Source organism: Streptomyces sp. NPDC094143 (genome assembly GCF_040303825.1).
Classification (GTDB): Bacteria; Actinomycetota; Actinomycetes; order Streptomycetales; family Streptomycetaceae; genus Streptomyces.
Genome location: NZ_JBEOTZ010000005.1, coordinates 123,489 through 147,939 on the forward strand (window position 1 = coordinate 123,489; position 24,451 = coordinate 147,939).

18 protein-coding genes and 1 pseudogene are annotated in these 24,451 nt (G+C 71.3%); 13 read left to right on the forward strand and 6 right to left on the reverse strand.

Annotated elements, in window-relative coordinates; translation table 11 throughout:
- Nucleotides 1-699: 699 nt before the first annotated feature.
- From ABTZ58_RS08660 to ABTZ58_RS08670, 3 genes and pseudogenes are all read left to right on the forward strand, one after another.
- A pseudogene (locus ABTZ58_RS08660) lies at nucleotides 700-1,251 on the forward strand (CHAT domain-containing protein); the annotation flags it as partial.
- 62 nt (nucleotides 1,252-1,313) lie between these two features.
- Nucleotides 1,314-1,895 carry an SMI1/KNR4 family protein gene (locus ABTZ58_RS08665; protein WP_351352192.1) on the forward strand — a complete coding sequence of 194 codons (582 nt, stop codon included), beginning with the start codon at nucleotides 1,314-1,316 and terminating at the stop codon, nucleotides 1,893-1,895.
- Between the two features lie 109 nt (nucleotides 1,896-2,004).
- Complete coding sequence (locus ABTZ58_RS08670) at nucleotides 2,005-2,373, forward strand: VOC family protein (RefSeq protein ID WP_351352195.1); 369 nt, start codon at nucleotides 2,005-2,007, stop codon at nucleotides 2,371-2,373.
- Between the two features lie 75 nt (nucleotides 2,374-2,448).
- Here the strand turns inward: ABTZ58_RS08670 and ABTZ58_RS08675 are convergent, their stop codons facing one another.
- The 4 genes from ABTZ58_RS08675 to ABTZ58_RS08690 are packed head-to-tail and all read right to left on the reverse strand — an operon-like array spanning nucleotide 2,449 to nucleotide 6,807.
- The gene (locus tag ABTZ58_RS08675) at nucleotides 2,449-3,285 is read right to left on the reverse strand and encodes a carbohydrate ABC transporter permease (RefSeq protein ID WP_351352198.1); all 837 of its coding nucleotides are present in this window, start codon (nucleotides 3,283-3,285) and stop codon (nucleotides 2,449-2,451) included.
- Complete coding sequence (locus ABTZ58_RS08680; protein ID WP_351352201.1) at nucleotides 3,282-4,265, reverse strand: carbohydrate ABC transporter permease; 984 nt, start codon at nucleotides 4,263-4,265, stop codon at nucleotides 3,282-3,284. Before ABTZ58_RS08680 ends, ABTZ58_RS08675 begins: the two co-directional genes overlap by 4 nt.
- A 2-nt stretch (nucleotides 4,266-4,267) precedes the next feature.
- On the reverse strand, nucleotides 4,268-5,569 hold the full coding sequence (locus ABTZ58_RS08685) for an ABC transporter substrate-binding protein (RefSeq protein ID WP_351352204.1): 1,302 nt from the start codon (nucleotides 5,567-5,569) through the stop codon (nucleotides 4,268-4,270).
- The gene (locus ABTZ58_RS08690; RefSeq protein WP_351352207.1) at nucleotides 5,566-6,807 is read right to left on the reverse strand and encodes an aminotransferase class V-fold PLP-dependent enzyme; all 1,242 of its coding nucleotides are present in this window, start codon (nucleotides 6,805-6,807) and stop codon (nucleotides 5,566-5,568) included. Before ABTZ58_RS08690 ends, ABTZ58_RS08685 begins: the two co-directional genes overlap by 4 nt.
- Nucleotides 6,808-7,043: 236 nt before the next feature.
- Between ABTZ58_RS08690 and ABTZ58_RS08695 the strand changes: the two genes are divergently transcribed.
- From ABTZ58_RS08695 to ABTZ58_RS08705, 3 genes are all read left to right on the forward strand, one after another.
- Nucleotides 7,044-7,745, forward strand: coding sequence for a FadR/GntR family transcriptional regulator (locus ABTZ58_RS08695; protein ID WP_351352210.1), 702 nt, complete (start codon nucleotides 7,044-7,046; stop codon nucleotides 7,743-7,745).
- Nucleotides 7,746-8,197: 452 nt separating this feature from the next.
- The gene (locus ABTZ58_RS08700; RefSeq protein WP_351352213.1) at nucleotides 8,198-8,572 is read left to right on the forward strand and encodes a VOC family protein; all 375 of its coding nucleotides are present in this window, start codon (nucleotides 8,198-8,200) and stop codon (nucleotides 8,570-8,572) included.
- Between the two features lie 326 nt (nucleotides 8,573-8,898).
- Entirely contained in the window at nucleotides 8,899-9,987 is a 1,089-nt protein-coding gene (locus tag ABTZ58_RS08705; protein WP_502996033.1) for an ABC transporter permease, read from the forward strand.
- A 108-nt stretch (nucleotides 9,988-10,095) separates the two neighbouring features.
- Here ABTZ58_RS08705 and yicI read toward each other — a convergent pair whose 3' ends face one another.
- On the reverse strand, nucleotides 10,096-12,366 hold the full coding sequence (gene yicI, locus ABTZ58_RS08710) for an alpha-xylosidase (protein ID WP_351352216.1): 2,271 nt from the start codon (nucleotides 12,364-12,366) through the stop codon (nucleotides 10,096-10,098).
- A gap of 408 nt (nucleotides 12,367-12,774) precedes the next feature.
- Here yicI and ABTZ58_RS08715 point away from each other — a divergent pair, with 408 nt between their 5' ends.
- From ABTZ58_RS08715 to ABTZ58_RS08730, 4 genes are read left to right on the forward strand one after another with little or no spacing between them, the layout of a single operon-like run.
- Nucleotides 12,775-13,914 (forward strand): ABC transporter substrate-binding protein, encoded by a 1,140-nt coding sequence (locus tag ABTZ58_RS08715; RefSeq protein ID WP_502996038.1) that lies wholly within the window; start codon nucleotides 12,775-12,777, stop codon nucleotides 13,912-13,914.
- Nucleotides 13,911-14,858, forward strand: a complete 948-nt coding sequence (locus tag ABTZ58_RS08720) for a carbohydrate ABC transporter permease (RefSeq protein ID WP_351352219.1) — start codon at nucleotides 13,911-13,913, stop codon at nucleotides 14,856-14,858. The genes ABTZ58_RS08715 and ABTZ58_RS08720 overlap by 4 nt, the downstream gene beginning before the upstream one ends.
- Before the next feature lie 5 nt (nucleotides 14,859-14,863).
- Complete coding sequence (locus tag ABTZ58_RS08725; protein ID WP_351352222.1) at nucleotides 14,864-15,691, forward strand: carbohydrate ABC transporter permease; 828 nt, start codon at nucleotides 14,864-14,866, stop codon at nucleotides 15,689-15,691.
- Between the two features lie 32 nt (nucleotides 15,692-15,723).
- Complete coding sequence (locus ABTZ58_RS08730; RefSeq protein ID WP_351352713.1) at nucleotides 15,724-17,103, forward strand: GH1 family beta-glucosidase; 1,380 nt, start codon at nucleotides 15,724-15,726, stop codon at nucleotides 17,101-17,103.
- 79 nt (nucleotides 17,104-17,182) lie between these two features.
- On the opposite strand, the gene ABTZ58_RS08735 is transcribed toward ABTZ58_RS08730, so the two are convergent.
- A complete protein-coding gene (locus tag ABTZ58_RS08735; protein WP_351352225.1) occupies nucleotides 17,183-18,703 on the reverse strand; it encodes an alpha/beta hydrolase in 1,521 nt (506 codons plus the stop codon).
- Nucleotides 18,704-18,829: 126 nt separating this feature from the next.
- On the opposite strand from ABTZ58_RS08735, the gene ABTZ58_RS08740 reads away from it, so the two are divergent.
- The 3 genes from ABTZ58_RS08740 (at nucleotide 18,830) to ABTZ58_RS08750 (ending at nucleotide 24,440) form a co-directional block, all read left to right on the forward strand.
- Nucleotides 18,830-19,774 (forward strand): MerR family transcriptional regulator, encoded by a 945-nt coding sequence (locus ABTZ58_RS08740; protein ID WP_351352716.1) that lies wholly within the window; start codon nucleotides 18,830-18,832, stop codon nucleotides 19,772-19,774.
- 386 nt (nucleotides 19,775-20,160) lie between these two features.
- Nucleotides 20,161-24,138: a SpoIIE family protein phosphatase gene (locus ABTZ58_RS08745; RefSeq protein WP_502996039.1), complete on the forward strand. Its 3,978-nt coding sequence runs from the start codon at nucleotides 20,161-20,163 to the stop codon at nucleotides 24,136-24,138.
- Nucleotides 24,135-24,440, forward strand: a complete 306-nt coding sequence (locus tag ABTZ58_RS08750) for an STAS domain-containing protein (protein WP_351352231.1) — start codon at nucleotides 24,135-24,137, stop codon at nucleotides 24,438-24,440. The genes ABTZ58_RS08745 and ABTZ58_RS08750 overlap by 4 nt, the downstream gene beginning before the upstream one ends.
- Nucleotides 24,441-24,451: the final 11 nt, after the last annotated feature.

The following is a 24,451-nucleotide window of genomic DNA, read 5'->3' on the forward strand; positions in this document are numbered from 1 at the left end:
CTGCAGCAAGTGCTGACCGTTCCGCCCGGCCAGGACTCGCAGTGGCTCCAGTTCGGCCTGCGCACCATGACACCTGGACTGCACACCGTCACCGTGCGGGCCTTCCACAACGGCACCTTCCTCGGCGAACTGCGCGCGCAGGTCTCCGTACAGTCCGGCACTCCCGCGAGGGACGGCCCCCCGCGTACGGCGCCCCTCACCTCGCTCGCGTTCGATCCGGGGGAGGTGACGCTGCAGGTCCTCAAGGGCGCGGACGGCGCCTACAGCTTCCAGCTCCTCAGCGAGACCACCTACGCTCCCGAGTCCTTCCGCCTGCTGGCAGGCGACTCCCACGCCGCCCGGGAACGGATCTACGACGAGCTGCGGCGCATGGCGGCCGCTGCCGGCCAGGCAGGAGGCGACGAGCAGCACCGGGCCCGCCGCCGGCTGGTCAACCTCGGGGTGCAGTTGTGGGCGACGGCGGTGCCCGACGCCGTGCGTCAGCAGTTCTGGGAGGAGGTCGGACACGTGACCGCGCTGACCGTGCTCGGTGAGCACGACGTCGTTCCCTGGGAGCTGTTGTACCCCCTCGACGGCCGGAGGGAGGGCGACGGCTTCCTCGCCGAGTGGCTGCCCGTGGTCCGCCGGGTCTTCGGACAGGACCGCGTGCGCGAACTGCCCCTGTCCTCCGCCGCCTTCGTCGTGCCCCCGGGCTCGCCTCCCGAGGCGGAACGTGAAGTGCTCGCGCTGCGGGCCAGACTGGGCGCCTCAGTGTCCGACGGCGGCACCCTCACCCACCGCGCCGCCGTGAGCGACCTCATCGACGAAGGGCTCCACGGGCTGCTGCACTTCGCCTGCCACAACTCCTTCACCAGCGCCGGCTCCCACGTCACCATGGCGGACGGCACCTTCGACCCGATCGACCTCGCCTACGCCACCCACTCCGGAGCCCTGCGCTCCACTCATCCGCTGGTCTTCTTCAACGCCTGCCGCAGCGCCGGCCAGATCGACTGGTTCTCGACCAGCCTCGGCTGGGCACCGCAGTTCCTCCAGGCCGGTGCAGGCGCGTTCATCGGCACCCTGTGGCCCGTGCGGTCCGACTCCGCGCTCCTGTTCGCCGACACCTTCTACGAGCATCTGGTCACCGGGGGACAGAGCCTGGGACAGGCATCCCTGAACGCACGCCGGGCACTGCGCGACCACGGCGGCGACCCCACCTGGCTGGCCTACGCCGTCTACGGCAGCCCCGCGGCCCGCACCGCGACCCCATGACCTCCGCACGGACGGCCACTTCACCAGCGATTACAGTTGGCCTGACGAAAGAAGCAGGCCCGATGGACCCCCGCATACCACGCATACGACGCAAGTTGGCGGCCGTGCCGTACCAGCCGCAGCGCAGCCACTCCTTCGGAGAAGAGCACCACCGGTTCCGCCTCGGCCCGCGGTCGGGTGAGGCGCGCATCGCGGCGTTCGAGTTCGAGCACCGCGTCGGCCTCCCGGAGCCGTACCGGCAGTTCCTCCTGCACATCGGCGGGTCCGGAGCGGGACCCTTCTACGGCCTCCGCGGCCTGGGCGCCGCCCTGTTCACCCTGCGCGAGGGCACGGCCCCGGGCGCGCCGCGCGGGTTCGACCAAGCGAGCGGCGCGGAGGACGGGAATCTCTACCTGCACATCGTCGAGATGGGCTGCGCGGACCTCTGCCTCCTGGCCCTCACCGGTTCCCTCGCCGGCCGCGTCGTCATCGGCAACAAGGACGGCTACTGGGGACCCAACGTCTCCTCGGCCCGGGACTTCCTCGCCTGGTACGAACGGTGGCTCGACCACATGGCCCGAGGCTGGGACAACCGGGCCCTCGAACTCACCTCGCCGCGCCTTCGCAGCCATCCGAACAGTCATCGGCTGGCACCGCGAATCTGAGCCCGAGGCGTGTCGGGGGGCGTCAACGGTCCGCTTCGGTCCGGCCGATGAGTTCGGCGTCCCCGAACGGTCTGCCCAATCACCGACCGTTCGTGACGACAGGAGCGCCATGTCCACCATCCAGCCAGTGATCCTGACCGCCGACCAGGACGTCCTGCTCCACTTCTACACGGAGCTGTTCGGCGCGGAGACGATCTTCCGGGTACCGGAAGAGGGGCCGGCCTTCTATCTCGGTCTGCGCATCGGCGACACCGACCTCGGGCTGGTGGCCAGGGAGGACCCGGGGACCGGTGCCGCACCGCGGATCCTGCTCAGCATCGGTGTCGACGACGTCGACGAGACGCTCGGCCGCGTGGAGGCGCTGGGCGGCTCGGTCCGCAGCGGCGCCAACGACATGCCCTGGGGCGAGCGCGTCGCCCACATCCAGGACCCCGACGGCAACCCGGTGAACCTCACCCAGCCGATCCCGGCCCGATGACGCCGCGCCGGGTGCCCGGGCCGGCCGTGGGCGGACCGTCGCGCAGGTCATGTGCCGGCAGTGGCCGGGGGGTCCTCACCCCTTCACCGACCCGGACGTGAGTCCCTGGACGATGTGACGGCTGGCGAAGGCGAACAGGAGCATGGTGGGCGCGATCGTCAGCACGGCCGCCGCGGACATCGAACCCCAGTCGATGTTGAAGCTGGAGATGAAGCCGTTCAGGGCGGTGGGGACGGTCTTGTTGCTGTCGCTGTTCATGAGCGTCACCGACAGGAAGAGCTCGTTCCAGCAGTTGACGAAGTTGAAGATGAACGCGGCGATGATGCCCGGGCGCATCACCGGCAGCAGCACCCGGAACAGCGCCGCGAAGCGCGACAGGCCGTCGATCATGGCGGCCTCCTCCAGCGCGTCCGGGATGTTCTCGAAGAACCCGCGGAGCATGACCGTGCAGAAGGGGATGCACACGGCGATGTAGACGAGGATCAGACCGAGGCGGTTGTCGACCAGCCGCAGGTCGGTCATCAGCAGGTAGAGCGGCCCCAGCGCGATGAAGGACGGGATCATCTGGGTGACCAGCGCCGCCATCAGCAGCGCGGACTTGGTGCGGAACTCGAAGCGGGCCAGTACGTACGCCGAGAGCATCGAGATCGCCGTGGCGGTCACGCCGGCCACGGTCGAGACGACGAGGCTGTTGGTGAGGTACGTCCCGAAATCGGCCGTGCCGAACAGGCCGCGGTAGTTCTCCAGCGAGAAGCGCTCGGGCCAGTACGCCAGGGGGAAGTGGAAGATGTCCCCGGGTGCCTTCAGCGAGGTGATGGTGATCCAGTAGAGCGGGAAGACGGTGAAGAGCAGCCACACGCCGAGGAACGTGAACTTGACGGCCCGGCCGGCCGCGGACCCCTTGCCGGTCACGACCTCACCCCCTTCTTCTCGCGCGTGGCCATGAGGAAGAACACCGCGAACACCAGCAGCGCGGCCACCACGAGCAGTCCGAGCGCGGAGGCCCTGCCGTAGTCGCCCTGCTGAGTGATCTTGATCATCCAGGTGGTCACGATGTGCGTCTCGTTGTTGGGTCCGCCTCCGGTCATGCCGAAGATCAGATCCGGGAAGTTGAAGATCCAGATGACCCGGAGCAGCACGGTCAGGGCCAGCGTGGTGCGGATGTAGGGGATGGTGATCTGGAAGAGCGTGCGGGCCTTGCCCGCGCCGTCCAGCGCCGCCGCCTCGTAGAGCTCGTCGGGGATCGACTGGAGCGCGGCCAGGATCATGATCGTGAAGAAGGTGACGCCGTACCAGATGTTGGCGATGAGTACGGCCACCATCGCCGTCTTCGGATCGGCCAGCCAGGCGATCGGCTCGTCGATCAGACCGGCCTTCTGCAGCAGGTCGTTCACGACTCCGAACTCGCTGTTGAACAGCCAGCGGAAGAGGATGCCGATGAGGAATCCGGAGATCGCCCAGGGGAAGAAGATCAGCGCCTGGTACAGGCCGCGCAGACGGAAGCGCCGGCGCAGCCACAGCGCGAGCCCGAAGCCGATCACCAGCTGCGGGACGATCGAACCGACGACCCACACCGCGGTGTTGCTCAGTACGGTGCCCCAGGCGGGGTCGGCGAAGACGTCGCCGAAGTTCTTGAGCCCCACCCAGGAGGTGTCGGTCAGGTCGGTCAGCTTCCAGTTGCGGAAGGCCATCTGGCCGCCCGCGATCACGGGGTAGTAGGTGAAGATCGCCACGAAGACCGCGGCCGGCGCCATGAAGGCGGCGATGGTGAGGCCGCGCCGGGTGGTGAACTCGCGCTTGCGCCGGCCCCCTTGGGGGAGGCCCCTCCTGCCGGAGGCCTCCCCCGCACCCGGCGGCGTCGTCTTCGACGTCGTTGTGGAGATGACGGGCATGCCTACTGCTCCTGCTGCCACTTCTCGGTCCAGTACGCGTCCCAGCCCGCGAGCAGCTTCCTCGGCGTCGTCTTGCCGAGGATCAGCTTCTGCACGTCGGCGTCCGCCTTCTGCTGCCACTCGGCCCACCAGCTCACCCCGCGCGGCTGGGTGACGACCAGGTACTTGTCCGGCTGCTCGGTCATGGTGACGTAGCTCGACCAGGGACCCGTCTTGTAAAAGGGATCGCTGACCGCGGACTTGAGGATGGGCACCAGGCTGTTCTTCTTCGTGAACGACGTCGACGCCTCACCCTGGGAGAGGAACTGGACGAGCTTCACCGCCTCGGCCTTGTGGCCGCTGCCCTTGGCGACGCCCCAGCCGGCGGTGGCCAGCGGCTGCACGGTCTTGCCGCCCGGCCCGGCCACCAGCGGGGCGGTGGCCCACTGGTCCTTGGAGATCGACTTCGACTCCGAGACGGTGGCGATCACTTCGGGGTCCTGGAGCAGGAACGCCGTGGAGCCGTTGGAGAAGGCCTCCACCATCTCCGGGTAGCCCCAGGAGACGGACGACTTCGGCGACGCCTGCCTGAAGAGCTTCAGGTAGGTCTCGATCGCGTCCTCGGCCTCGGGGGCGGAGAAGATCGTCCGGCCGTTCTTCAGCTTGAAGCCGTTGGCCGGGTCGACCTGGTCGGCGAGGTAGGCCTCGATGGCGGCGGTGGCGTTGCTGTTGGAGTTGGCGCCGCCCCGGAAGGCGTAGCCGTAGCGGCGTCCGGCCGGGTCGTGGATGGCGGACGCCTGCTCCAGCAGCTCCTGCCAGGTGGCCGGCGGCTTGTCGAAGCCCGCCTTCTCGACGAGGTCGGTGCGGTAGAAGAGGCTCAGGCCGTAGAAGCCGTACGGGACGAAGTACGTGCGGCCCTCGGGGTCCTCGGCGGCGTTGACGGCGTTCTCCGTCATGGCCTGCCAGCCCTTCCAGCCGTCCAGGTCCTTCCTCATGTCGTACAGCCAGCCGTTGTTCGACCAGGGCCCGACGGTGATGTCCCGCACTTCCAGGACATCCACGCCGCTGCCGGACTGGAGCATCTGCTGGAGCTTCTGGTCGGCCTGCTCGGTGGGCGGGGAGACCAGGTTGACCTTGATCTTGGGGTTCTGCTGTTCGAAGTCGGCTATGAGGTCCTTGAGCAGAGCGGTACGGGTCGGGTTCGTCAGGCTCTCGACCATGTTGAGGGTGACCGTTCCGCTCGCCTCGGGGCTCATGGTGGAACAGCCGGTGAGGAGGGTCGCCGCGGCGGTGCCGAGCGCGAGAACTGCCGTCCTTCTTCTCATTGTGCTGACCTCTTTCCTGAGTTCGCTCGTGCCCACGTGCTGAGGACCGGGACGCAGTCCTCGGCGAAGTACTCGTAGTCGGCGGCGGTGTTGTAGACGTGGGCGGACAAGCGCATGTAGCCGGTGCCGTCGAAGCTGGTGAAGGCCGCCTCCACGCCCAGTTCGCGGGCCACCCGGTCCCGCAGGGCGTCGGCCTCGATCCGGTCGGCGGCGAGTCCGTCCGGCAGGCGCACCAGGCGCATGCCGGGCACGGGCATGCCGACGTCGACCGAGGGGTTCACGCCGGTCGCCTCGGCGAGCGCGGTGCCGATGACACGGGCGCCGTAGCCGACCAGGTCGTCCATGTAGCGGCGGGCGGCCGGCCAGCCCCAGGTGTGCTCTATGAAGGCGAGGGACGCCGGTGCGGCCAGATGGGCGGTGGCGTCGACGGTGCCCTGCTGGTCGAACCGGTCGGGGAAGGGATCGGCCGCGGCCCAGGAGTCGATCAGGGGGTAGAGCCGCTCGCGCAGCGGGCCACGGGCGATCAGCGCCGCGGTGCCGCGCGGGGCACATCCCCACTTGTGCAGATTCCCGGTCCAGAAGTCGTACGTGGCGCCGTCGAGAGGCGCTTCGAGCAGACCGGGCGCGTGTGCGCCGTCGACGAGGACGGGAACGCCCCGCCGGCGGGCCTCCGCCCCGATGCGTTCCACCGGCAGCCGGCGTGCGGTCGCCGAGGTGATCTGGTCGACGACGACGAGTCCGGTGGCGTCGCCGAGCTCGGCGACGACCGCCTCGTACGCCTGGTCCTCGTCCGCGTCCAGGGGCACCCGGGCGGTACGGACCCGGCCGCCCCACCGGCGGGCCAGCCGCTCGGCGCCCATCGTCACGGCGCCGTAGCCGTGGTCGGTGACGAGGATCTCGCCGCCGGGAGGGAGGGTGAGGGCGGCGTAGACGACACTCGCACCGGCGCTGGCGTTCGGCACGAGGGCGAGATCGCCTGCGTCGACCCGCAGGAAGTCGGCGAGCTCCACGCGCGTGGCGGCGAGACGCTGGGGCAGCGCCGGGAACCACACGACGGGTGAGCGTTCCATCTCCGCGCGCAGCAGTTCCTGTCGCTCCTGGGCCACCAGCGGAACGGCCCCGAAGGAGCCGTGGTTCAGGTGCTTGAGGGCAGGGTCCAGCGACCAGGCCCGGTCGGCCGGCCTGCCGTCCGCCAGCAGCAGGGGGCACGGTGCGGTGGTCACCTCGGTCTCGCTCACATGACTCCACATCTGGGCAGGGCGGTCCTGCGGAGGATCAGGCTCCGCCAGACACATCTGATGACTGGGCATCCTGCCCACCTTCTGTGGCGGAAACAAGGGCCGTACGGTGAAAGTCATCAGATGACTTTCCCGGGATACGTACCCGACACAACCGATGACCCGGCGGGCCTCGCTACAGTGCTCCGAGGGACGCGCCCTGGTCGCGGCTCGTCAGAGCAGGAAGAAGGGGACGGATGTCCGCAGTCGAGAAGGCCTTCCACGGCCTGCGGCACATGATCGGGACGGGACGCCTCGGCCCGGGCGAGCGCATCCCGCCCGAGGGTGATCTGTGCGAGGAACTGGGCGTCTCGCGGGGGTCGCTGCGCGAGGCGGTACGGATGCTCGCGGCCCTGGGCGTCATCGAGCCGCGGCACGGCTCGGGCACGTACGTCTCCCAGCTGAGGCCCCAGGACGTGATCGGCAGCCTCTCCCTGACGCTCGAACTGCTCCCACTGTCAGGGCTGTTGGAGGTCTACGAGATCCGGCGCGTGCTGGAGGCGCATGTCGCGGCCCAGGCGGCGGCCCGCTGCACGCCGGAGACGGTGGACACGCTCTTCTCCCTCATCGCGGACATGGAGGCCACGAGCGACCCCACCAAGGCGTCGGAACTGGACCACCGCTTCCACGCGGAGATCGCCCGCGTGGGAGGCAACCCGACCCTGGCCACCCTCCTGGCGGTCTTCCGCTCCCGCTCCCGCAAGTACCAGGTCTTCACCCTGCCCGAAGGGCCCGAACTGCGCAGGAAGAGCGACGACGACCACCGTGTCCTGGCCACCGCCATCGCCGACCACGACCCGGTCGCGGCGGCCGGGGCGGCGCAGGCCCATGTCGCCCAGACGGAACGGTGGCTGCGGGCGTTCATGCCGCCGGTGGAGGAGACGGGTGAGGCGAACTGAGCGTTCTCGCAGCGGTGCGGCTACTGACGGTCAGGGACGCCGTCGGGATACGGCACGAATCGGCTCAGCCGGTAGGTGGTCGGCTGCGACAGACGTCCGCAGAGCGTGTCGATCCGGGTCAACTCCCAGTCGATCCTCTCCTCCCCGGCACGCAGGGTCCGGAGGTGCGCATGGAATTCCGAGGCATCACGAGTCTCGAAGGTCACTTCCCACCGGCCCTGGCCCACAGCCGTGCGAGCAGCGCTCCGTGCCCTTGAGTCCCGTTCCCTGCGTTTCCGCTTCCGCTGTCCTGGCACCGGATCAGCATCACCGCTCCGGACCGGCACGACAAGGCCTTCAGCCCACCCTCTCCCCAGGGTCGGGCAGCCCACCCTCTCCCCAGGGTCGGGCGAGCGCGGCGGAACCCGCTGCAAGGCGTCGCGAAGGCCCGCGCCGCGTTCTACGATGATCGGATGCTGAGGTTCACCGACGTCATCCTCGACTGCCCCGACCCCTGGAAACTGGCGGGTTTCTACGCCGAGTTGCTGGGCTGGGAGATCAACACCGACATCAGCACCGAAGACTGGGTCAACCTCCGCAACGACGGCATCGAGCTGTCGTTCCAGCGCGTGGAGGACTACCAGCCGCCCAGCTGGCCGGGCCAGGAGCACCCGCAACAGTTCCACCTGGACTTCGAGGTGGACGAGTTCGAACCCGAGCACCGCCGGGTGACCGCACTGGGCGCCACGTTCCTCAAGAGCTTCGTGGGCGAGTCCGGCTACGGCTGGCAGGTCTACACGGACCCGGCCGGGCACCCGTTCTGCCTGTGCCGCAACCGCCCGTCGTAGCGGGCGGCGACGCCCGCCCCTGCCGCGGTTGCCAGCCGCACGGGACCTTCGCGTGCAGGTACGCAGTGTGGTTTGCTGCCAGGCAGGCCGCGGCCCTGACGCGTCCGCCGAGGGCACCATCACGGGCGCCTTCACCCGACCGGGCCGGGTGTCGGTGACCTGTCAGCTGTGCCTGCCGCGTGAAGATGGAACCCGATCGATGGCGCCGCACCGTGCTGCGGCGGCGACGTCCCAGCCGTGTCGCTGCTCGGCGCAGTCAGAGTTCCCCCGTCCCCTCCGCGCACGAGTCGACGGCAGGCGCCCCGCACCAGCGAGGACGGGTGAGCGTGAACGACGATCCCGAGACGGCCGGAGACGGCCAGGGCCCGCCCCCGGCGCCCGAGGGCCGCTGGGGCCGGCTGCGTGAGACGCCGTGGTGGCCGGCGACCGTGCTGGTGTTCATCCTGGCCGCGGCGGCCGGGCTGTTCGCCTGGTCGTACACGTACACCATGGCCGATCCGGCCCCGCACCGGCTCCCGACGGCCGTCGTCGGGTCGTACCAGGAGGAACAGGGGCGGGTGTTCCTGGCGGGACTGGGCAAGGCGCTCAACTCATCGATGAGCACCCGGGCCTACGACTCGCGGAAGGCTGCCCTGCAGGCCGTCGAGGAACAGCGTGTCTTCGCCGTGTTCGAGCTGCGCGACGGCGGGCGGCGCGTGCTGCTGGACGTGTCCTCGGCCTCCGGTGCCTCGGTCGCGGAGCTGCTGGAGCAGGCGGCGCCCGCGGTGGGGCGGTCGGCCGGGGTGGCGGTGACCGTCCGGGACGTCAATCCGCTGCAGGAGGGCGACCCGCGCGGTCTGGCGATCTTCTACATCTCCCTCGCCGCGGTGATCATCGGCTTCGTCGGCGCGATCCAGCTCAGCGTGCACGCGCGGTCGCTCACTCCGCTGGAGCGCATCGCCTTCACCGCCGCCTACGCGCTGCTCGGCGGCTTCGCCATCGCGGCGGCCGTGGACTGGCTGCTCGGTGCGCTCGATCTGCCGTTCGTGGAGTCATGGCTGATCCTGACGCTCACGATGTTCGCCAGCGGCATGACCTTCACCATGTTCAACACCCTGGTGGGCCGCTGGGCGATGCTCCCGACCTGGGGTGTGATGGTCCTGCTGGGCAACCCCTCCTCGGGCGGCGCGGTCTCCTGGCCGCTGCTGCCGTCGGCGCTGGGCGTCATCGGACGATGGCTGCCGCCCGGCGCCTCGGTCAACGCCCAGCACACGGCGGTGTACTTCGCCCGGCACCAGCACGCGTTCCCGTTCCTCGTGCTGACCGGCTGGGCCTTGGTGTCCTGTGCGGTGTTCTGGATCTGGCGGCACCGTCACCCGGGCGGGCGGGAGCGGCAGCCGGCCGACGCCCCGGCGCCCGACGGCGGGGGAGCCTGACGCGGCTGAGCCCTCAGCCCCAGCCCTCAGAGCCCCGACGCCGACCACGCCCCCGACCCCGCCCTCATCCCTCTCCCCACCTCCGCCCTGTCCGCTCCGCCTGCCCCGTCAGCCCACCGCCACCGTGACCTCCCCGCTGCCCCCGGCGCTCGCCCCGCCGGCGAGCTGGACGGTGAACGGCCGGTCCGTGCCCGCGGCCGTGACCCGCAGGGTGTCGCCGTCGCGGCGTACCCGGAACGTCGCGGCCGGGTCGCCCGCCAGGTCGGGCACGGTGACCTCCGCGGTGTACGCGGCCGAGGCCGGCGGGTGGACGAGCAGCGTCAGGCGGTCGAGCCAGTCCCCGTCGGGCCGCTGGTCGTCGGCGGCCAGCGGCAGGACGGCGCCCTCCCGGACGTACAGCGGGAGACTGTCGTAGCCGTGCCGTTCGGTGCGCCAGGACGGGCCGGTGACGCGCTCTCCGGTGAGGAGGTGGGTCCACGTGCCCGCGGGGAGATAGACCTCCACCTCGCCGTCCTCGGTGAGGACCGGTGCGACCAGCAGGCCGGGGCCGAGCATGTACTGGCGGTCCAGCGGCCGGCAGGCCGGGTCGCCGGGGAACTCCAGGACCATCGGCCGCATCATCGGCACGCCGGTGCGGTGGGCCTCGGCGGCGACGCCGTAGAGGTAGGGCATCAGCCGGTGCTTGAGCAGGGTGAACCGGCGGGCGACGTCGACGGCCTCCTCGCCGAACTCCCATGGCACGCGGTAGGACGACGAGCCGTGCAGGCGGCTGTGCGAGGAGAGCAGGCCGAAGGCGAGCCAGCGCTTGAAGACGGACGGCTCGGGGGTGCCCTCGAAGCCGCCGATGTCGTGGCTCCAGAAGCCGAAGCCGCTCAGCGACAGGGACAGACCGCCGCGCAGCGACTCGGCCATGGCTTCGAAGGAGGACCAGCAGTCGCCGCCCCAGTGCACCGGGAACTGCTGGCCGCCGGCGGTCGCCGACCGGGCGAACACCACGGCCTCGCCCTGCCCGCGCTCCTTCTCCAGGAGTTCGAAGACGGTCCGGTTGTACAGGTGGCTGTAGTAGTTGTGCATCCGCTCGGGGTCGGATCCGTCGTGCCACACCACGTCGGTGGGGATCCGCTCGCCGAAGTCGGTCTTGAAGCAGTCCACGCCCTGGTCGAGCAGTGGCTTCAGCTTCGACTGGAACCAGGCGCGGGCCTCGGGGCTGGTGAAGTCGACCAGCGCCATGCCGGCCTGCCACAGGTCCCACTGCCATATGTCGCCGTTCGGGCGGCGGACCAGGTGCCCGAGTTCCGCGGCCTCCTCGAACAGAGGGGACTTCTGGCCGATGTAGGGATTGATCCAGACGCTGACCCTGAGCCCCTTCTCCTTCAGCCGGGCGAGCATGCCCTCCGGGTCGGGGAACACCTCCGGGTCCCACGCGAAGTCGCACCACTGGTACTCGCGCATCCAGAAGCAGTCGAAGTGGAAGACGGACAGCGGGATGCCGCGCTCCGCCATGCCGTCCACGAACGAGGTCACGGTCGCCTCGTCGTAGTCGGTGGTGAACGAGGTGCTCAGCCACAGGCCGAAAGACCAGGCGGGCGGCAGGGCGGGGCGGCCGGTGAGGGCCGTGTAGCGGGCCAGGACGTCCTTGGGGGTGGGCCCGGCGACGACGTGGTACTCCAGCGTCTGGTCCTCGACGCTGAACTGCACCTGCCCGACCGACTCGGAGCCGACCTCGAAGGAGACCCTGCCGGGGTGGTTGACGAAGACGCCGTAGCCGCGTGAGGTCAGGTAGAAGGGGATGTTCTTGTACGCCTGCTCGCTGCTGGTGCCGCCGTCGGCCTGCCAGACGTCGACGACCTGGCCGTTCTTGACGAACGGGGTGAAGCGCTCGCCGAGGCCGTAGATCTGCTCGCCGACGCCGAGCGAGAGCCGGGCGAGCATGTGGTGGGCGCCGTCGCCGGTGGTGGCGAAGGCGGCGCTCCTGGCGTCCGCCCGGGTCAGCTCCCGTCCGCCGGCGTCGTGGAAGGTCAGGGTCCACGGGCCGGACCGGTCCAGACGCACGGTGAGCGGGCCGCTGGTCAGCTCCGTCACGGGGCCCTCCTGGCGTACCTCGCCTGCGCCGCCGTCGGGACCCGTGAGCGCGAAGTCGGGGCCGGGCCGCCGCCTGCCGGCGTGGTGGGTGACCCGGACGCCGATCACGCCCTCGGCGGGGGAGAAGCACTCGGTCGTGATCAGCGGCGCGTTGAGGGTGTCGCCGCGGCGGGCCACCCGCTTGACGGAGGCATGAGTGGTGAAGCGCTTCGACTGAACGCGCACGTCACGGACCTCAGTGGCGTAGGAGAGCTGCACACCGTCGCGGACGAGCCAGAAGCCGTCGGTGAACTTCATGATCTTCCTTGGGTGGGGGCGAGGGCGGTCGGATGGGGAGGGCGGACGTCTCGCATGCATGTTGATCGTACACAAAACACATAGGTCCGCCAGAGGCAGCGCACTCCATTTTCCTGCTCTGAACAGCGGTTATGGCGGATCAGGGAGACATCGCGACATCGCGGGCGGCGGAGACGGAGGCCGCTGAGGGCTAGCGCGAGGACCGGACCGTGACGTATTAGTCATCCCGTCAAACAAAACCGACCGGCGAAGGAGCCGGCAGTGCCACAGCAAGAGCCGCAGGTTGTTGAAGCGCTTCAACTCAGGCGTCGCGGACGGCCCCGCAGAGCCGTCACCTCGCTCGCCGCCGTCACCGTCCTGGTCGCCGGGACGGCGCTGACGGGCTGCGCACAGCAACGCGACGCCGACGTGTACACGGTGATGAACTCCTCGACCGACGAGTCGTACCACCGCTGGGACGCGGAGGCGATGGCCCGATGCGGCAAGCGGCTGGGCGTCACCATCGAGCAGCAGAGCGTCCCGGCGGCGCAGGTGATGACCAAGGCGCTGCGCATGGCGTCCTCCAAGTCGCTTCCGGACATCGTCCAGTTCGACGCGTCCGAGATGCCGACCTTCGCCGAGGCCGGCGGACTGATCGACCTCAGGACCCTCGGTCTGAGCACCGAGGCCATCCCCGAGGGCATCGTCGACTTCGGTTCCTACCAGGGCACCTACTACGGTGCCGCGCGGTCCGTGAACACCCTCGCGCTCTTCTACAACAAGGACATCCTCGACCGGGCGGGCGTGAAGGTGCCCGCCACCTGGGCGGAGCTGCGCCGGGCGGCGAAGAAGCTCACCCAGGGCAAGCGCTACGGCCTCGCCCTCAGCGCGGGCGGTGCCGAGGACGGCGTCTTCCAGTTCACGCCCTTCATGTGGTCCAACGGCGGCGACGAGACGAAGCTGGACGGTCCCCGGGTCGTCGAGGCGCTGGACTACTGGAAGAGCCTGCTGGCGGACGGCTCCCTGTCGAAGTCGACGGTCAACTGGACGCAGGCGGACGTCAACGACCAGTTCATGGCCGGCAACGCGGCGATGATGATCAACGGCCCGTGGCAGGTGGAGACGCTCAACACGAAGAAGTCGCTGGACTGGGGCATCGCGCAGATCCCGGTGCCCGAGCCGGGGGCGGACTCGGTCGGCCCGCTCGGCGGTGCCGTGCTCACGGTGCCCAACACCGGCGACGAGGCGCGGGAGAGGACGGCCGGCCGGATCGTCGCCTGCCTGGCCGGTGAGAAGGAGCAGCTCACCTACGCGCTCAACAGCTGGATGGTGCCGGCCAACTCCGAGGCCGCCGCCGTGTGGCGCGAGCGGGTGCCGGAGCTGGACGCGCTCGCCGACCAGGTGGCCGCCGCCCGGTCCCGGACCGCCAAGCTCGGCGCCGGCTGGCCGAGCGTGTCGCTCGCCCTGCAGAGCGCCTTCCAGTCCGCCCTGACCGGGCAGTCCAGCGAGGCCGCACTGGGGCGCGCCCAGCAGCGGGCGACGAGCGGGAACCGAGGTACGCGCACATGACCACGTCCACCGTCACCGCCCCCGCCGCCGGCGAGGCGCCGAAGACGGCCGCCGCACCGGACCCGGCCCGGCTGCGCCGCCGGCTCGCCCAGTGGGGATTCGTCGCCCCCGCGATCGTCTTCATGCTGCTGTTCTTCGGCTACCCGCTCGTCCGCAACGTCGTGATGAGCTTCCAGCGGTACACGCCGAAGACGTTCTTCACCGGCGAGGCGCCGTTCAACGGCACCGACAACTGGGCCGGCGTCTTCCAGGACGCCCTGTTCGGCAAGGCACTGTGGCACACGCTGGTGTTCACCGCCGGGTCGCTGCTCGGCCAGTTCTGCATCGGCCTGGCCCTCGCGGTGTTCTTCAGCCGCCGCTTCCCCCTCAACGGGGTGCTGCGGTCGCTGATCCTGCTGCCCTGGCTGGTGCCCATGGTGGTGTCGGGCATCGTGTGGCGCCGCATCCTCGACCAGGACACCGGTGTGCTGAACTCGTTCCTGGAGACGCTGGGCCTCGGCGGCCACACGCCCTGGCTGACCGACCCGCACATGGCCCTGTTGTCGGTGATCCTGGTCAACATCTGGATCGGCGTCCCGTTCAACATGGTCATCCTGTACGGCGGTCTCCAGGAGATCCCGAAGGAGCTGTACGAGGCGGCCTCCCTGGACGGCGCCGCCGCCTGGCGGACCTTCCGCTCCGTCACCCTGCCGATGCTCAAGCCGGTCATCACGGTCGTGCTGGTGCTGGGCTTCATGTCGACGGTCAAGATCCTCGACCTGATCCTGGCCCTCACCGACGGCGGCCCGGCCGACGCCACCCAGACCCTGGGCACGCTCACCTACCAGAACTCCTTCGTGCAGCTGGACTTCGGGGCGGGCGCGGTCGTCGGCAACGTACTCATCCTGGTCTCCGCGGTGTTCGCGGTGTTCTACCTGCGGGCCAACCGCACCGAGGGGAAGTGACGTCCATGGCCTCCCACCTGCCCACCGCCGCACGGCGCCGCTGGGGCTCCACCGTCGCCGGCGTGCTGATCCTGTGCGTCATGCTCTTCCCGCTGTACTGGATGCTCAACACCGCGCTCCAGCCCGAGTCGGGCCTGCTGGAGGTCGACCCGGTGCCCGGCGGCCTCGACCTGTCCGGCTTCTCCAAGGCCGTCGGCGATCAGGGCGGCAACCTGCTGACCTCACTGGTGGTGTCGCTCGGGGCGGTCGTGATCTGCCTGGCGATCGCGGCGCCGGCGGCTTACGGGCTGGCGCGGTTCGGGTTGCGCGGATCGAGGACCATCGTGTTCGGCACGCTGATCACCCAGATGGTGCCGGGCATCGTCATCGCCAACGCGCTGTACACCTCGTACGTCGACCTCGGCCTGGTCAACTCCCACTTCGGCCTGATGCTGGCCGACGCCTCGCTCGGCATTCCGTTCTCCATCGTGCTGATGCGCTCCTTCATGGTGTCGATCCCCGGCGAGGTGATCGAGGCCGCGCAGATGGACGGCGCCGGCCCGCTGCGCACCTTCCTCACGGTGGTGCTGCCGATGAGCCGCAACTCGCTGATCACCTCCGGGCTGTTCGCGTTCCTGTTCTCCTGGAGCGACTTCATGTTCGCGCTCACCCTCAACACCACCGACGACGTCAAACCGGTCACCCTGGGCATCTACCAGTACATCGGCGCGCACGTCGGCGACTGGGGCTCGGTGATGGCCGCGTCCGTGCTGTCCGCGGTGCCGGCGGCGATCCTGCTCGTCCTCGCCCAGAAGTACATCGCCGCCGGCATCACCGGCGGCTCCGTCAAGTGACCCGCGACGACCAGGAGACGGGCCTTCCCCGCATGACCGACTTCCCCGCCTTCCCGCCCGGCTTCGTCTTCGGTGCCGCGACCGCCTCGTACCAGATCGAGGGCGCGGTGCACGAGGACGGCCGCGGCCCGTCGATCTGGGACACCTACAGCCACACCCCGGGACGGACGGCGGGCGGCGACACGGGTGACGTGGCCTGCGACCACTACCACCGTCACCCGGAGGACGTGGCACTGCTGCGGGACCTGGGCGTGGACTCGTACCGCTTCTCGATCGCCTGGCCGCGCATCGTGCCGGACGGCGGCGGTCCGGTGAACCCCAAGGGGCTGGACTTCTACTCGCGGCTGGTGGACGAGCTGCTCGCGGCGGGCATCGAGCCGGCCGCCACCCTCTACCACTGGGACCTGCCCCAGGCCCTGGAGGACCGCGGCGGCTGGCGCGTGCGGGAGACTGCCGAGCGGTTCGCCGCGTACACGGCCGTCGTCGCCGAGCACCTCGGGGACCGGGTGCCGCGCTGGATCACCCTCAACGAACCGTGGTGCAGCGCCTTCCTCGGCTACTCCGTCGGCCGGCACGCGCCCGGCGCCCGCGAGGGGCGGGGCGCGCTGGCCGCCGCCCATCACCTGCTGGTCGGTCACGGCCTCGCCGTGCAGGCCCTGCGCGCGGCCGGGGCGCGCGAGGTCGGCATCACGCTCAACCTGGACCGCAACCTGCCCGCCACCGGCTCCGACGCCGACCGCGCCGCGGTGGTCCGCGCGGACACCCGGCACAACCTGGTGTGGACCGAGCCGCTCCTGGCCGGCCGCTACCCGGCGACGGAGGAGGAGACCTGGGGCGAGCTGATCACCGGCCAGGACTTCCGGCGGGACGGCGACCTGGCGCTGATCTCCCGGCCGCTGGACTTCCTCGGCATCAACTACTACCGGCCGATCGTGGTCGCCGACGCCCCGTACCGCGAGGCCGATCCGGCACGCCGGGTGGCGACGGACAACCGCTACCAGGAGGTGCCGCTGCCCGGCGTACGGCACACCGCGATGGGGTGGCCGGTGGTTCCCGTGTCCTTCACGGAGCTGCTGGTACGGCTCAAGGAACAGTACGGCGACGCCCTGCCGCCCCTCCACATCACCGAGAACGGCTCGGCGGAGGACGACACGGTCGCCGCCGACGGGGTGGTGCACGACACCGACCGGGTGGCCTACCTGCGCGACCACCTCACCGCGCTGAGGGCGGCGATGGACGCGGGCGTGGACGTGCGCGGCTACTACGTGTGGTCGCTGCTGGACAACTTCGAGTGGGCCTTCGGCTACGACAAGCGGTTCGGCATCGTCCGGGTCGACTACGACACGCAGCGGCGCACCCCGAAGGACAGCTACCACTGGTACCGGGAGCTGATCGCCGCCCACCGGGGCTGACGGGCGCGGCGTCCCCGGCCGCACCACCTGTGCTGTGCCCGGCCTCCGCGCGGAGGCCGGGCGGCGGCAAGGGGCTGTGTCAGCCGATCAGGTGGGAGACCACCGAGCGCATCGCACGCTGCATGGCGGGGCGAGTCTCCTCCGGCGCGTCGAGGGTCTCGAACCCGTGGTGCCCGTTGGGGACGTCGATCAGTTCGAGCCGGGCCGCGCTCTCGCCGGCCGCGGCCACGAACGCCTCGACGGTCCCGGCGATCTCGGGCGTCTCCCGCCCGGCGCGGAGGAGGACGACGGGCAGGTCGCCCGCCCGGGCGACCGCCCGGGCGGGATGGAAGCGGCTGCCGGCCATCCCCCAGACGGGAAGGGGCGCCAGGACGGGGTAGGCGGCGGCCAGGCAGCGCAGCCAGCCCGGGGGCCTGGCCAGCCAGTCGGTGGTGAGCAGACCGCCGCCGGAGAAGAACCACAGGGCGATCCGGTCCGCGTCCACCCGGGGATCGGCCCGCACGATTTCCACCCCGGCGGCGACGTCCTCGGCGGCGCGCTCGTAGTCCGCGATGTCGTGCAGGCGGTGTTCGACCGTGGCACCGACGATGCCCTCGGCGGCGGCCAGACGGGCGTAGCCCACCAGGGTCGGCCACTCACGCGGACCCGGCCGCGCTGCGGCGGGTACCGGTCCACCGTGCACGAAGACCACGGCCGGTCGCGGTCCCTCGCCGTCCGGGACGTACAGATCGACGTGGTCCCGGCGGTCGCGCGGCAGCTCGGGCACGTCCCACGGGAACGGGCGCAGGTGGGCGGGTACCGGCGCGTCGTCGCCGGCCGCCCGCAGGCGGTGCCCCGCACCGGACGCGGCCCGCAGCAGGACCTCCGCGAGGTCGTCGGGACAGGACAGCATCGGCCAGTGCCCGGTGGGCAGCTCGAAGAAGCTGACCTGAGGCCGGGTCAGGGCGGCGAGCGCGGGATCGCCGAAGTCGACGAGCCGCTGCACCGAGTCGATGCCCGCCCCGTTCCGGGTGCACAGCACGCCGGTGACGGGCACCGCGGCCACCGCCCCGCTCAACCGCAACGGCTGGAGCAGGGTGCCCAGCGGCTGCGGCGCGGCCAGGGCGGTCAGCCGCTCCAGCGCCGCCGCGCCGATGCCGGCGGTACTGCCCCAGCGCTCCCACTCGCCGAGAGCCGGTGGCGCCAGTACGCCCTCCCGCTCTCCCGCCCCGGCCCGCTCGGCCAGCTGCGCGCGCAGCGACTGGTCCGGCACGGCGGCCAGCGCCGGAACGCCGTTCTGCGGCATCCCGCAGTCCAGGTACACGATGCGTGCGACGCGCTCGGCCCGCCGGTCGGCGGCGCCCAGCACCGGGTGGATCCCGTAGTCGTGGCCGACGAGCACGATCTCCCGCCCGGACGCCGCGTCCACCGCGTCGATCGCCGCGATCACGTCCTCGATGTGCGTCTCCAGACCGACGTGCGCCGCCGCCGGCCGGGCCGCGTCGACTCCCGTCAGCGGCACCGCGTGCGCCTCGCCGCCCGCGGCGACCAGCCGCCCGGCCGTCTCCTCCCACACGTGGGCGCCGGTGAACACACCCGCCACCAGGATGAACACATGCACGGAAAACCCCTCCCCGGATACCTCGCAGGACACCGCGCCGGTCGCGTACGCCCTGGGTCCGCGGGCCGCGCCGACCGCCCGGACCACGTGCCGGTACCGTAGGAACTCCCCCTGAGGGAGGTTCAACTGTCCGCGTCGCACGAGCCGTTGTGGAGCATCGGGGAGCTCGCCGAGCGAGCCGGTGCCACTGTGAAGACCGTCCGCTTCTACTCGGACCGGGGCCTGCTCCCCGAGGCCGCCCGCAGCAGCGGCGGACACCGCCGCTACGGCCCCCGGGCCCTGGAACGACTGCGGCTGATCCGCTCCCTGCGCGGCCTCGACCTGCCCCTGCCCGCCATACGCCGTGTCCTGGAGGACGAGGACGCGGCCGGCCCGCTCCTGGAGACCGCGGTCGACAGCCGGCTGCGCGAACTCGGCGACGAGCTGAAGACCCTGCGCTGGCGGGAAGCGGCACTCGAACTGGTACGGGACTGCCCACCGGCCCAGCGCGCCGGCCGGCTGAGGCTGCTCGGCGCGCTGAGCACACCGCCGAGCACCGCGCCCCTGGCGAGGTTCTGGCGCACCTGGCTGCCGGCCCGGATGCCTCCGCGAGCGACCGCGGCGTTCCTGGAGGCCGCCGTCCCCCAGCCGCCCGATGCACCGCGCCCGGCGCAGGTACTCGCCTTCGCCCGGCTGCACGCGATGACGACGGCTCCCTGTCCGGACGGCCGTCGGCCCCAACCGGACGTGCACCGGGTGGCGGGGGCTCGCGGCGCGGCCCTGCTCTACGCGGGCCTCGCCGAGGCCTTCGAACTGGCGTCCGCACATCTGCGCCGGGCACAGGACCCGCGCCCGGGCGAGGCCCTGGACGCCTACGTCGCCGCTTACGCGAGCGCCTACGGCAGCCGCGACACCCGCGACTTCCGCCGCCGGCTGGCCGGCCGGCTCGCGGCCGAGGCGCGCCTGGACCAGTACTGGCACCTCGCCGCCGTCGTCCTGAGCGAGCCGGGCGGCCCCGCGCGGCCGACCCCGGGCTCCGCGGACGACTGGCTGCGCGCGGCACTGCGACAGGACAACGCCGGAGCAGCGTGAGCGGGTCCCCCGAAGTACGGTCTGCCTGGCCGCGTCGGCGCTGCCGGCCCCAGGGCGCGGGGCCCGGGCGTGTCGCTCGCGTCCGCCCGGCGGACAGGGTTAGGTGCGCGGCAAGGGGTTACACGCGTGCGTGGTCGTGTGGGATTCGTGTGGGAACGGCCTGAGGGGTGGTCGTATGAGGGGGCAGGGATCGCGTGGAGGAAACAGACGTGGCTGAGCCGGAGCCGCGGCTCGCGGCGGCCGGCGGCGAGGTGTTCGCCGCCGACCGCGAAGTGGGCGCCGATCTCGCCCTGGTGGACTGGGCGTCCACACCGCTCGGGCCGCCGGAGAAGTGGCCGCAGAGCCTGCAGACAGCCGTCAGCATCCTGCTGTCCTCCCGCTTTCCCATGTGGATGGCCTGGGGCGAGCAGCTCACCTTCTTCTGCAACGCCGCCTACCGGCGCGACACCCTCGGCCGTAAGTACCCGTGGGCGCTGGGGCGGCCCGCGAACGAGGTCTGGACGGAGATCTGGGACGACATCGGCCCGCGCATCGAGACCGTGCTCCGGACGGGGGAGGCCACCTGGGACGAGGGCCTGCTGCTCTTCCTGGAGCGTTCCGGCTACAGCGAGGAGACGTACCACACCTTCTCCTACAGCCCGCTGCGTGACGACTCCGGAGCCGTGGTGGGCATGCTGTGCGTCGTCAGCGAGGACACCGACCGGGTGATCGGGGAGCGGCGGATGGCCACGCTGCGCGACCTGGGCTCGGACCCGAGCGTGATCCGCACCGAGCAGGAGGTGCTGTCCTTCACCGGCCGGCAACTGGACCGCAACCGCAAGGATCTGCCCTTCACCCTGACCTATCTCTTCGAGGAGGGCACCGCCCGGCTGTCCGCCGCCACCGGCCTTCCCGCGGGCCACCCCGCGGCGCCCGCCGTCCTCCCGGTCGACGAGCCGGACGGGGTGTGGCCGGTCGCGGCCCCGGCCCGGGGCGAGACGGTCCTGGTGCCGCTGGACGGCGGTGCCTTCGCCGACCTGCCCGCCGGGGACTGGCCGAGACCGCCCCGGCAGGCACTCGTCGTCCCGCTCGTGCAACAGGGCAGCGCCCCCTACGGCTTCTGCGTCGCGGCGCTGAACCGCTACCGCGTGCTCGACGAGGGGTACCGGGGGTTCATCGAGCTGACGGCCGGATACATCGCCTCGGGCATCGGCAGCGCCCGGAGCTACCAGGCCCAGCAGCGGCGGGCCGAGGAACTCGCGGAGCTGGACCGGGCCAAGACCACTTTCTTCTCCAACATCAGCCACGAGTTCCGGACCCCGCTGACGCTGATCATGGGCCCCGTCGAGGAGCTGCGCGGCCGGTTCTCCGACGCCGACGAGGCCGTTCGCCAGGACCTGGACGTCGTGCACCGCAACGGGCTGCGGCTGGGCAAGCTGGTCAACACGCTGCTGGACTTCTCCCGCATCGAGGCCGGCCGCATGCAGGCGCGCCACGAGCCGGTCGACCTGGCCGTGGTGACCGCGGAACTCGCCAGCGTCTTCCGCTCGGCCGTGGAACGGGCCGGGCTCGCCTTCGAAGTGGACTGCCCGCCCCTGGACGAGCCGGTCCACGTCGACCGCGGCATGTGGGAGAAGGTGGTGCTCAACCTGCTGAGCAACGCCCTGAAGTTCACCTTCGAGGGTTCGGTCGGCGTCCGCGTGCGCCGGACGGACACCCATGCCGTCGTGGTCGTCTCCGACACCGGTGTCGGCGTGCCGGAGGCGGAGATGCCCCGGCTGTTCGAGCGCTTCCACCGCATCGAGAACGCCCGCTCCCGCTCGAACGAGGGCAGCGGCATCGGCCTGGCCCTGGTGCGGGAGCTGGTCGGCCTGCACGGCGGTTCGATCACCGCGGAGAGCCGTCTGGGCGAAGGCACCGCCTTCACCCTTCGGATTCCGTTCGGGACCGCCCATCTGCCGCCGGACTCCGTGGTGTCCGAGGCCGGCGGCTCCACCGTCTCCGCGACCGCCGATCCCTACGTCCAGGAGGCACTGCGCTGGCTGCCGGCGCCCGGCGGCCCCGAGTCCGGTGGCAGCCGGGTGCCGGACGGGATGAACCCGGCCGTGGTGCCGGGTTCCTCCGCCAGTGGCCGCGTGCTGGTGGCCGACGACAACGCCGACATGCGTGAGTACCTCTCCCGCACCCTCGCCGGAGCTGGATACCAGGTGACCGCCGTCGCCGACGGCGTCGAAGCCCTGCAGGCCGCCCGCCGCGACGTTCCCGACCTCGTCGTCAGCGACGTCATGATGCCCCGGCTGGACGGGCTGGGGCTCGTGGCGAGACTGCGCGCGGACACGCGCACGGCCGCGGTGCCCGTGGTGCTGCTGTCGGCGCGGGCCGGGCAGGAGGCCTCCATCGAGGGCCTCCAGGCGGGCGCGGACGACTACCTGGTCAAGCCCTTCGCCGCCGCCGAACTGCTGGCGCGGGTACGGGCCAACGTGGAACTGGCCCGGTTGCGCGGCCACCACCTGCGATGGCGCACCGCGCTGATCGACTCGCTGCAGGAGGCGTTCTTCGTCTGCGACGAGGCAGGCGCCGTCGTGGAGATCAACGCCGCCTTCACCCACATCCTGGGCTACGGCCCCGAGCATCTGCCGTACGAGCCGATCCACCCCTGGTGGCCGGACGCCGCCGCCGATCCCGAGGCCCACCGTCAGGTCGGTGCGGCATTCACCGACCTGCTGGAACGCGATCAGGGCTCGACCACCGTCCCCGTCACCCACCGGGACGGCCAACGGCGGTGGGTCGCCGTCACCTGGAACAAGGCCCGGGACCCGGACACCGGGCGCCGGGTGACCGTCGGAACGTTCCGCGACGTCACGGCCGAGCACTACGCCGTCCAGCGCACGACGGCGCTGGCGGCGCTGAACACCGTGCTGTCCCAGGCCGCCAGCCTTCCCGAGGCGCTCACCAGCGCCCTGACGGAACTGAAGGCCCTGTGGCGGGCGCGGTGCGTGCTGGCCGTCGTCTTCCACCCCGGCGACGTGCCGGCCCTGACGGCCACGGAACCCGGAGCCGACTGGGACGGACTCGACGCCGACGCACGGGAGTTCCTCAGCGGACTGCGCCACAGGCCACCGCTCACCCCGGTCACCGAGGGCACCGGCGCAGGCGTCCTGCTGGAACACCCCGACGGACCGCTGGCCGTCTGGATCGACCTGGGCGAACACCGGCCGTTCACCGCCGAGGACCAGGTTCTGCTGTCGCTGCTGGCAGGGCGCCTGGCACAGGGACTGGTGCGGGCGCACCAGATCGACCAGCAGCGCGAGACCGCCATCGCGCTCCAGCGCGCCATCCTGGGCCCGGCGCGGCTCCCGGACGGCTTCGCCGTACGGTACGAGCCCGCCACACGCCCGCTGGAAGTGGGCGGCGACTGGTACGACACCGTCGCCCTGTCGGACGGGCGGATCGGCATCGTCGTGGGCGACTGCGTCGGACGAGGCCTGGAGGCGGCCAGCGTCATGGGGCAACTGCGCAGCGCCTGCCGGGCGTTGCTGCTGCAGGAGCCCAGCCCGTCCCGGGCGCTGATGGCGCTCGACCAGTTCGCCGCGAGCGTCCCCGGCGCGCTGTGCACGACCGTCTTCTGCGGTGTCTTCGACCCCGGCACGGGAGAGCTGACCTACTCCACCGCCGGGCACCCGCCGGGGATCCTCGCGCACGCCGACGGCTCGGTCAGGCTCCTGGAGGAGGGGCGCTCCCTGCCACTGGCCGTCCGCCCGGGCGGCCGCCGTCCGGAAGCACGGTGCACCCTGCCCGCGCGGTCCACGCTGCTGCTGTACACCGACGGGCTCGTGGAACGCCGCCGGCGCTCGCTCGGCGCCGGGATCGAGGAAGCGGGCAGAGCTGTCCAGGAAGGCCGCGACCTGCCCGTCGACGACCTCGCCACCGAGGTGATGACACGGCTCGCGCCCGAAGGCGGCTACGACGACGACGTGGCGCTGCTGCTCTATCGCCACCCGGCGCCGTTCGACGTGACCTTCCCGGCCGAGGCCTCGCAACTCGCTCCCGTCCGCAACGCGCTGCGCGCCTGGCTCGCCCACTGCGACCTGACCCGGTTCGAGGTGCAGAACGTTCTCGTGGCGGCGGGGGAGGCGTGCGCCAACGCGATCGAGCACGGGCACCGGCACGCACCGGGGGAGGCCGTACGCCTGAGCGTCGAGGCCTTCGCCGACCGTCTGCGCCTGACGGTCGCCGACTCCGGCCGCTGGAAGGTCCCGCGGCCGGAGCCCCATGCCAACCGCGGCAGGGGAGTGGCACTCATGCGGGCCATGATGGAGCAGGTGACCATCGCTCCCGGCCCCCACGGCACCACTGTCGACATGCAGATGAGGATCGCCCGATGACCACTCCGCTCACCCTCACCACCGGTAGACGTGCGGACGGCACCCCGCGGCTCTCGGTCAGCGGCGAGATCGACATGAGCAACGCCTCAGCCCTGGCCGAGGCCCTCGACAGCGGTTCCGGTCCCCTCGTCGTGGACCTGACCGCGGTGGAGTACCTGGACAGCGCCGGCCTGAGCGTGCTCTTCGCCCACGCCGACCGGCTGGAGCTGATCGTCACGCCCCTGCTGGGGCCGGTACTCGCCGTCTCCGGTATCGCCGACCTGGCCACCGTCCACCACCTCGGCGGCGATGGTGCGCAGTAGTCCCCGACCGG

Bases quoted from the DNA above. Each gene is read 5' to 3' on its own strand.
- ABTZ58_RS08665 (WP_351352192.1), top strand. From the start codon at position 1,314: ATGGACCCCCGCATACCACGCATACGACGCAAGTTGGCGGCCGTGCCG.
- ABTZ58_RS08670 (WP_351352195.1), top strand. From the start codon at position 2,005: ATGTCCACCATCCAGCCAGTGATCCTGACCGCCGACCAGGACGTCCTG.
- ABTZ58_RS08680 (WP_351352201.1), bottom strand. From the start codon at position 4,265: ATGCCCGTCATCTCCACAACGACGTCGAAGACGACGCCGCCGGGTGCG.
- ABTZ58_RS08685 (WP_351352204.1), bottom strand. From the start codon at position 5,569: ATGAGAAGAAGGACGGCAGTTCTCGCGCTCGGCACCGCCGCGGCGACC.
- ABTZ58_RS08695 (WP_351352210.1), top strand. From the start codon at position 7,044: ATGTCCGCAGTCGAGAAGGCCTTCCACGGCCTGCGGCACATGATCGGG.
- ABTZ58_RS08700 (WP_351352213.1), top strand. From the start codon at position 8,198: ATGCTGAGGTTCACCGACGTCATCCTCGACTGCCCCGACCCCTGGAAA.
- yicI (WP_351352216.1), bottom strand. From the start codon at position 12,366: ATGAAGTTCACCGACGGCTTCTGGCTCGTCCGCGACGGTGTGCAGCTC.
- ABTZ58_RS08720 (WP_351352219.1), top strand. From the start codon at position 13,911: ATGACCACGTCCACCGTCACCGCCCCCGCCGCCGGCGAGGCGCCGAAG.
- ABTZ58_RS08725 (WP_351352222.1), top strand. From the start codon at position 14,864: ATGGCCTCCCACCTGCCCACCGCCGCACGGCGCCGCTGGGGCTCCACC.
- ABTZ58_RS08730 (WP_351352713.1), top strand. From the start codon at position 15,724: ATGACCGACTTCCCCGCCTTCCCGCCCGGCTTCGTCTTCGGTGCCGCG.
- ABTZ58_RS08745 (WP_502996039.1), top strand. From the start codon at position 20,161: ATGTGGATGGCCTGGGGCGAGCAGCTCACCTTCTTCTGCAACGCCGCC.
- ABTZ58_RS08750 (WP_351352231.1), top strand. From the start codon at position 24,135: ATGACCACTCCGCTCACCCTCACCACCGGTAGACGTGCGGACGGCACC.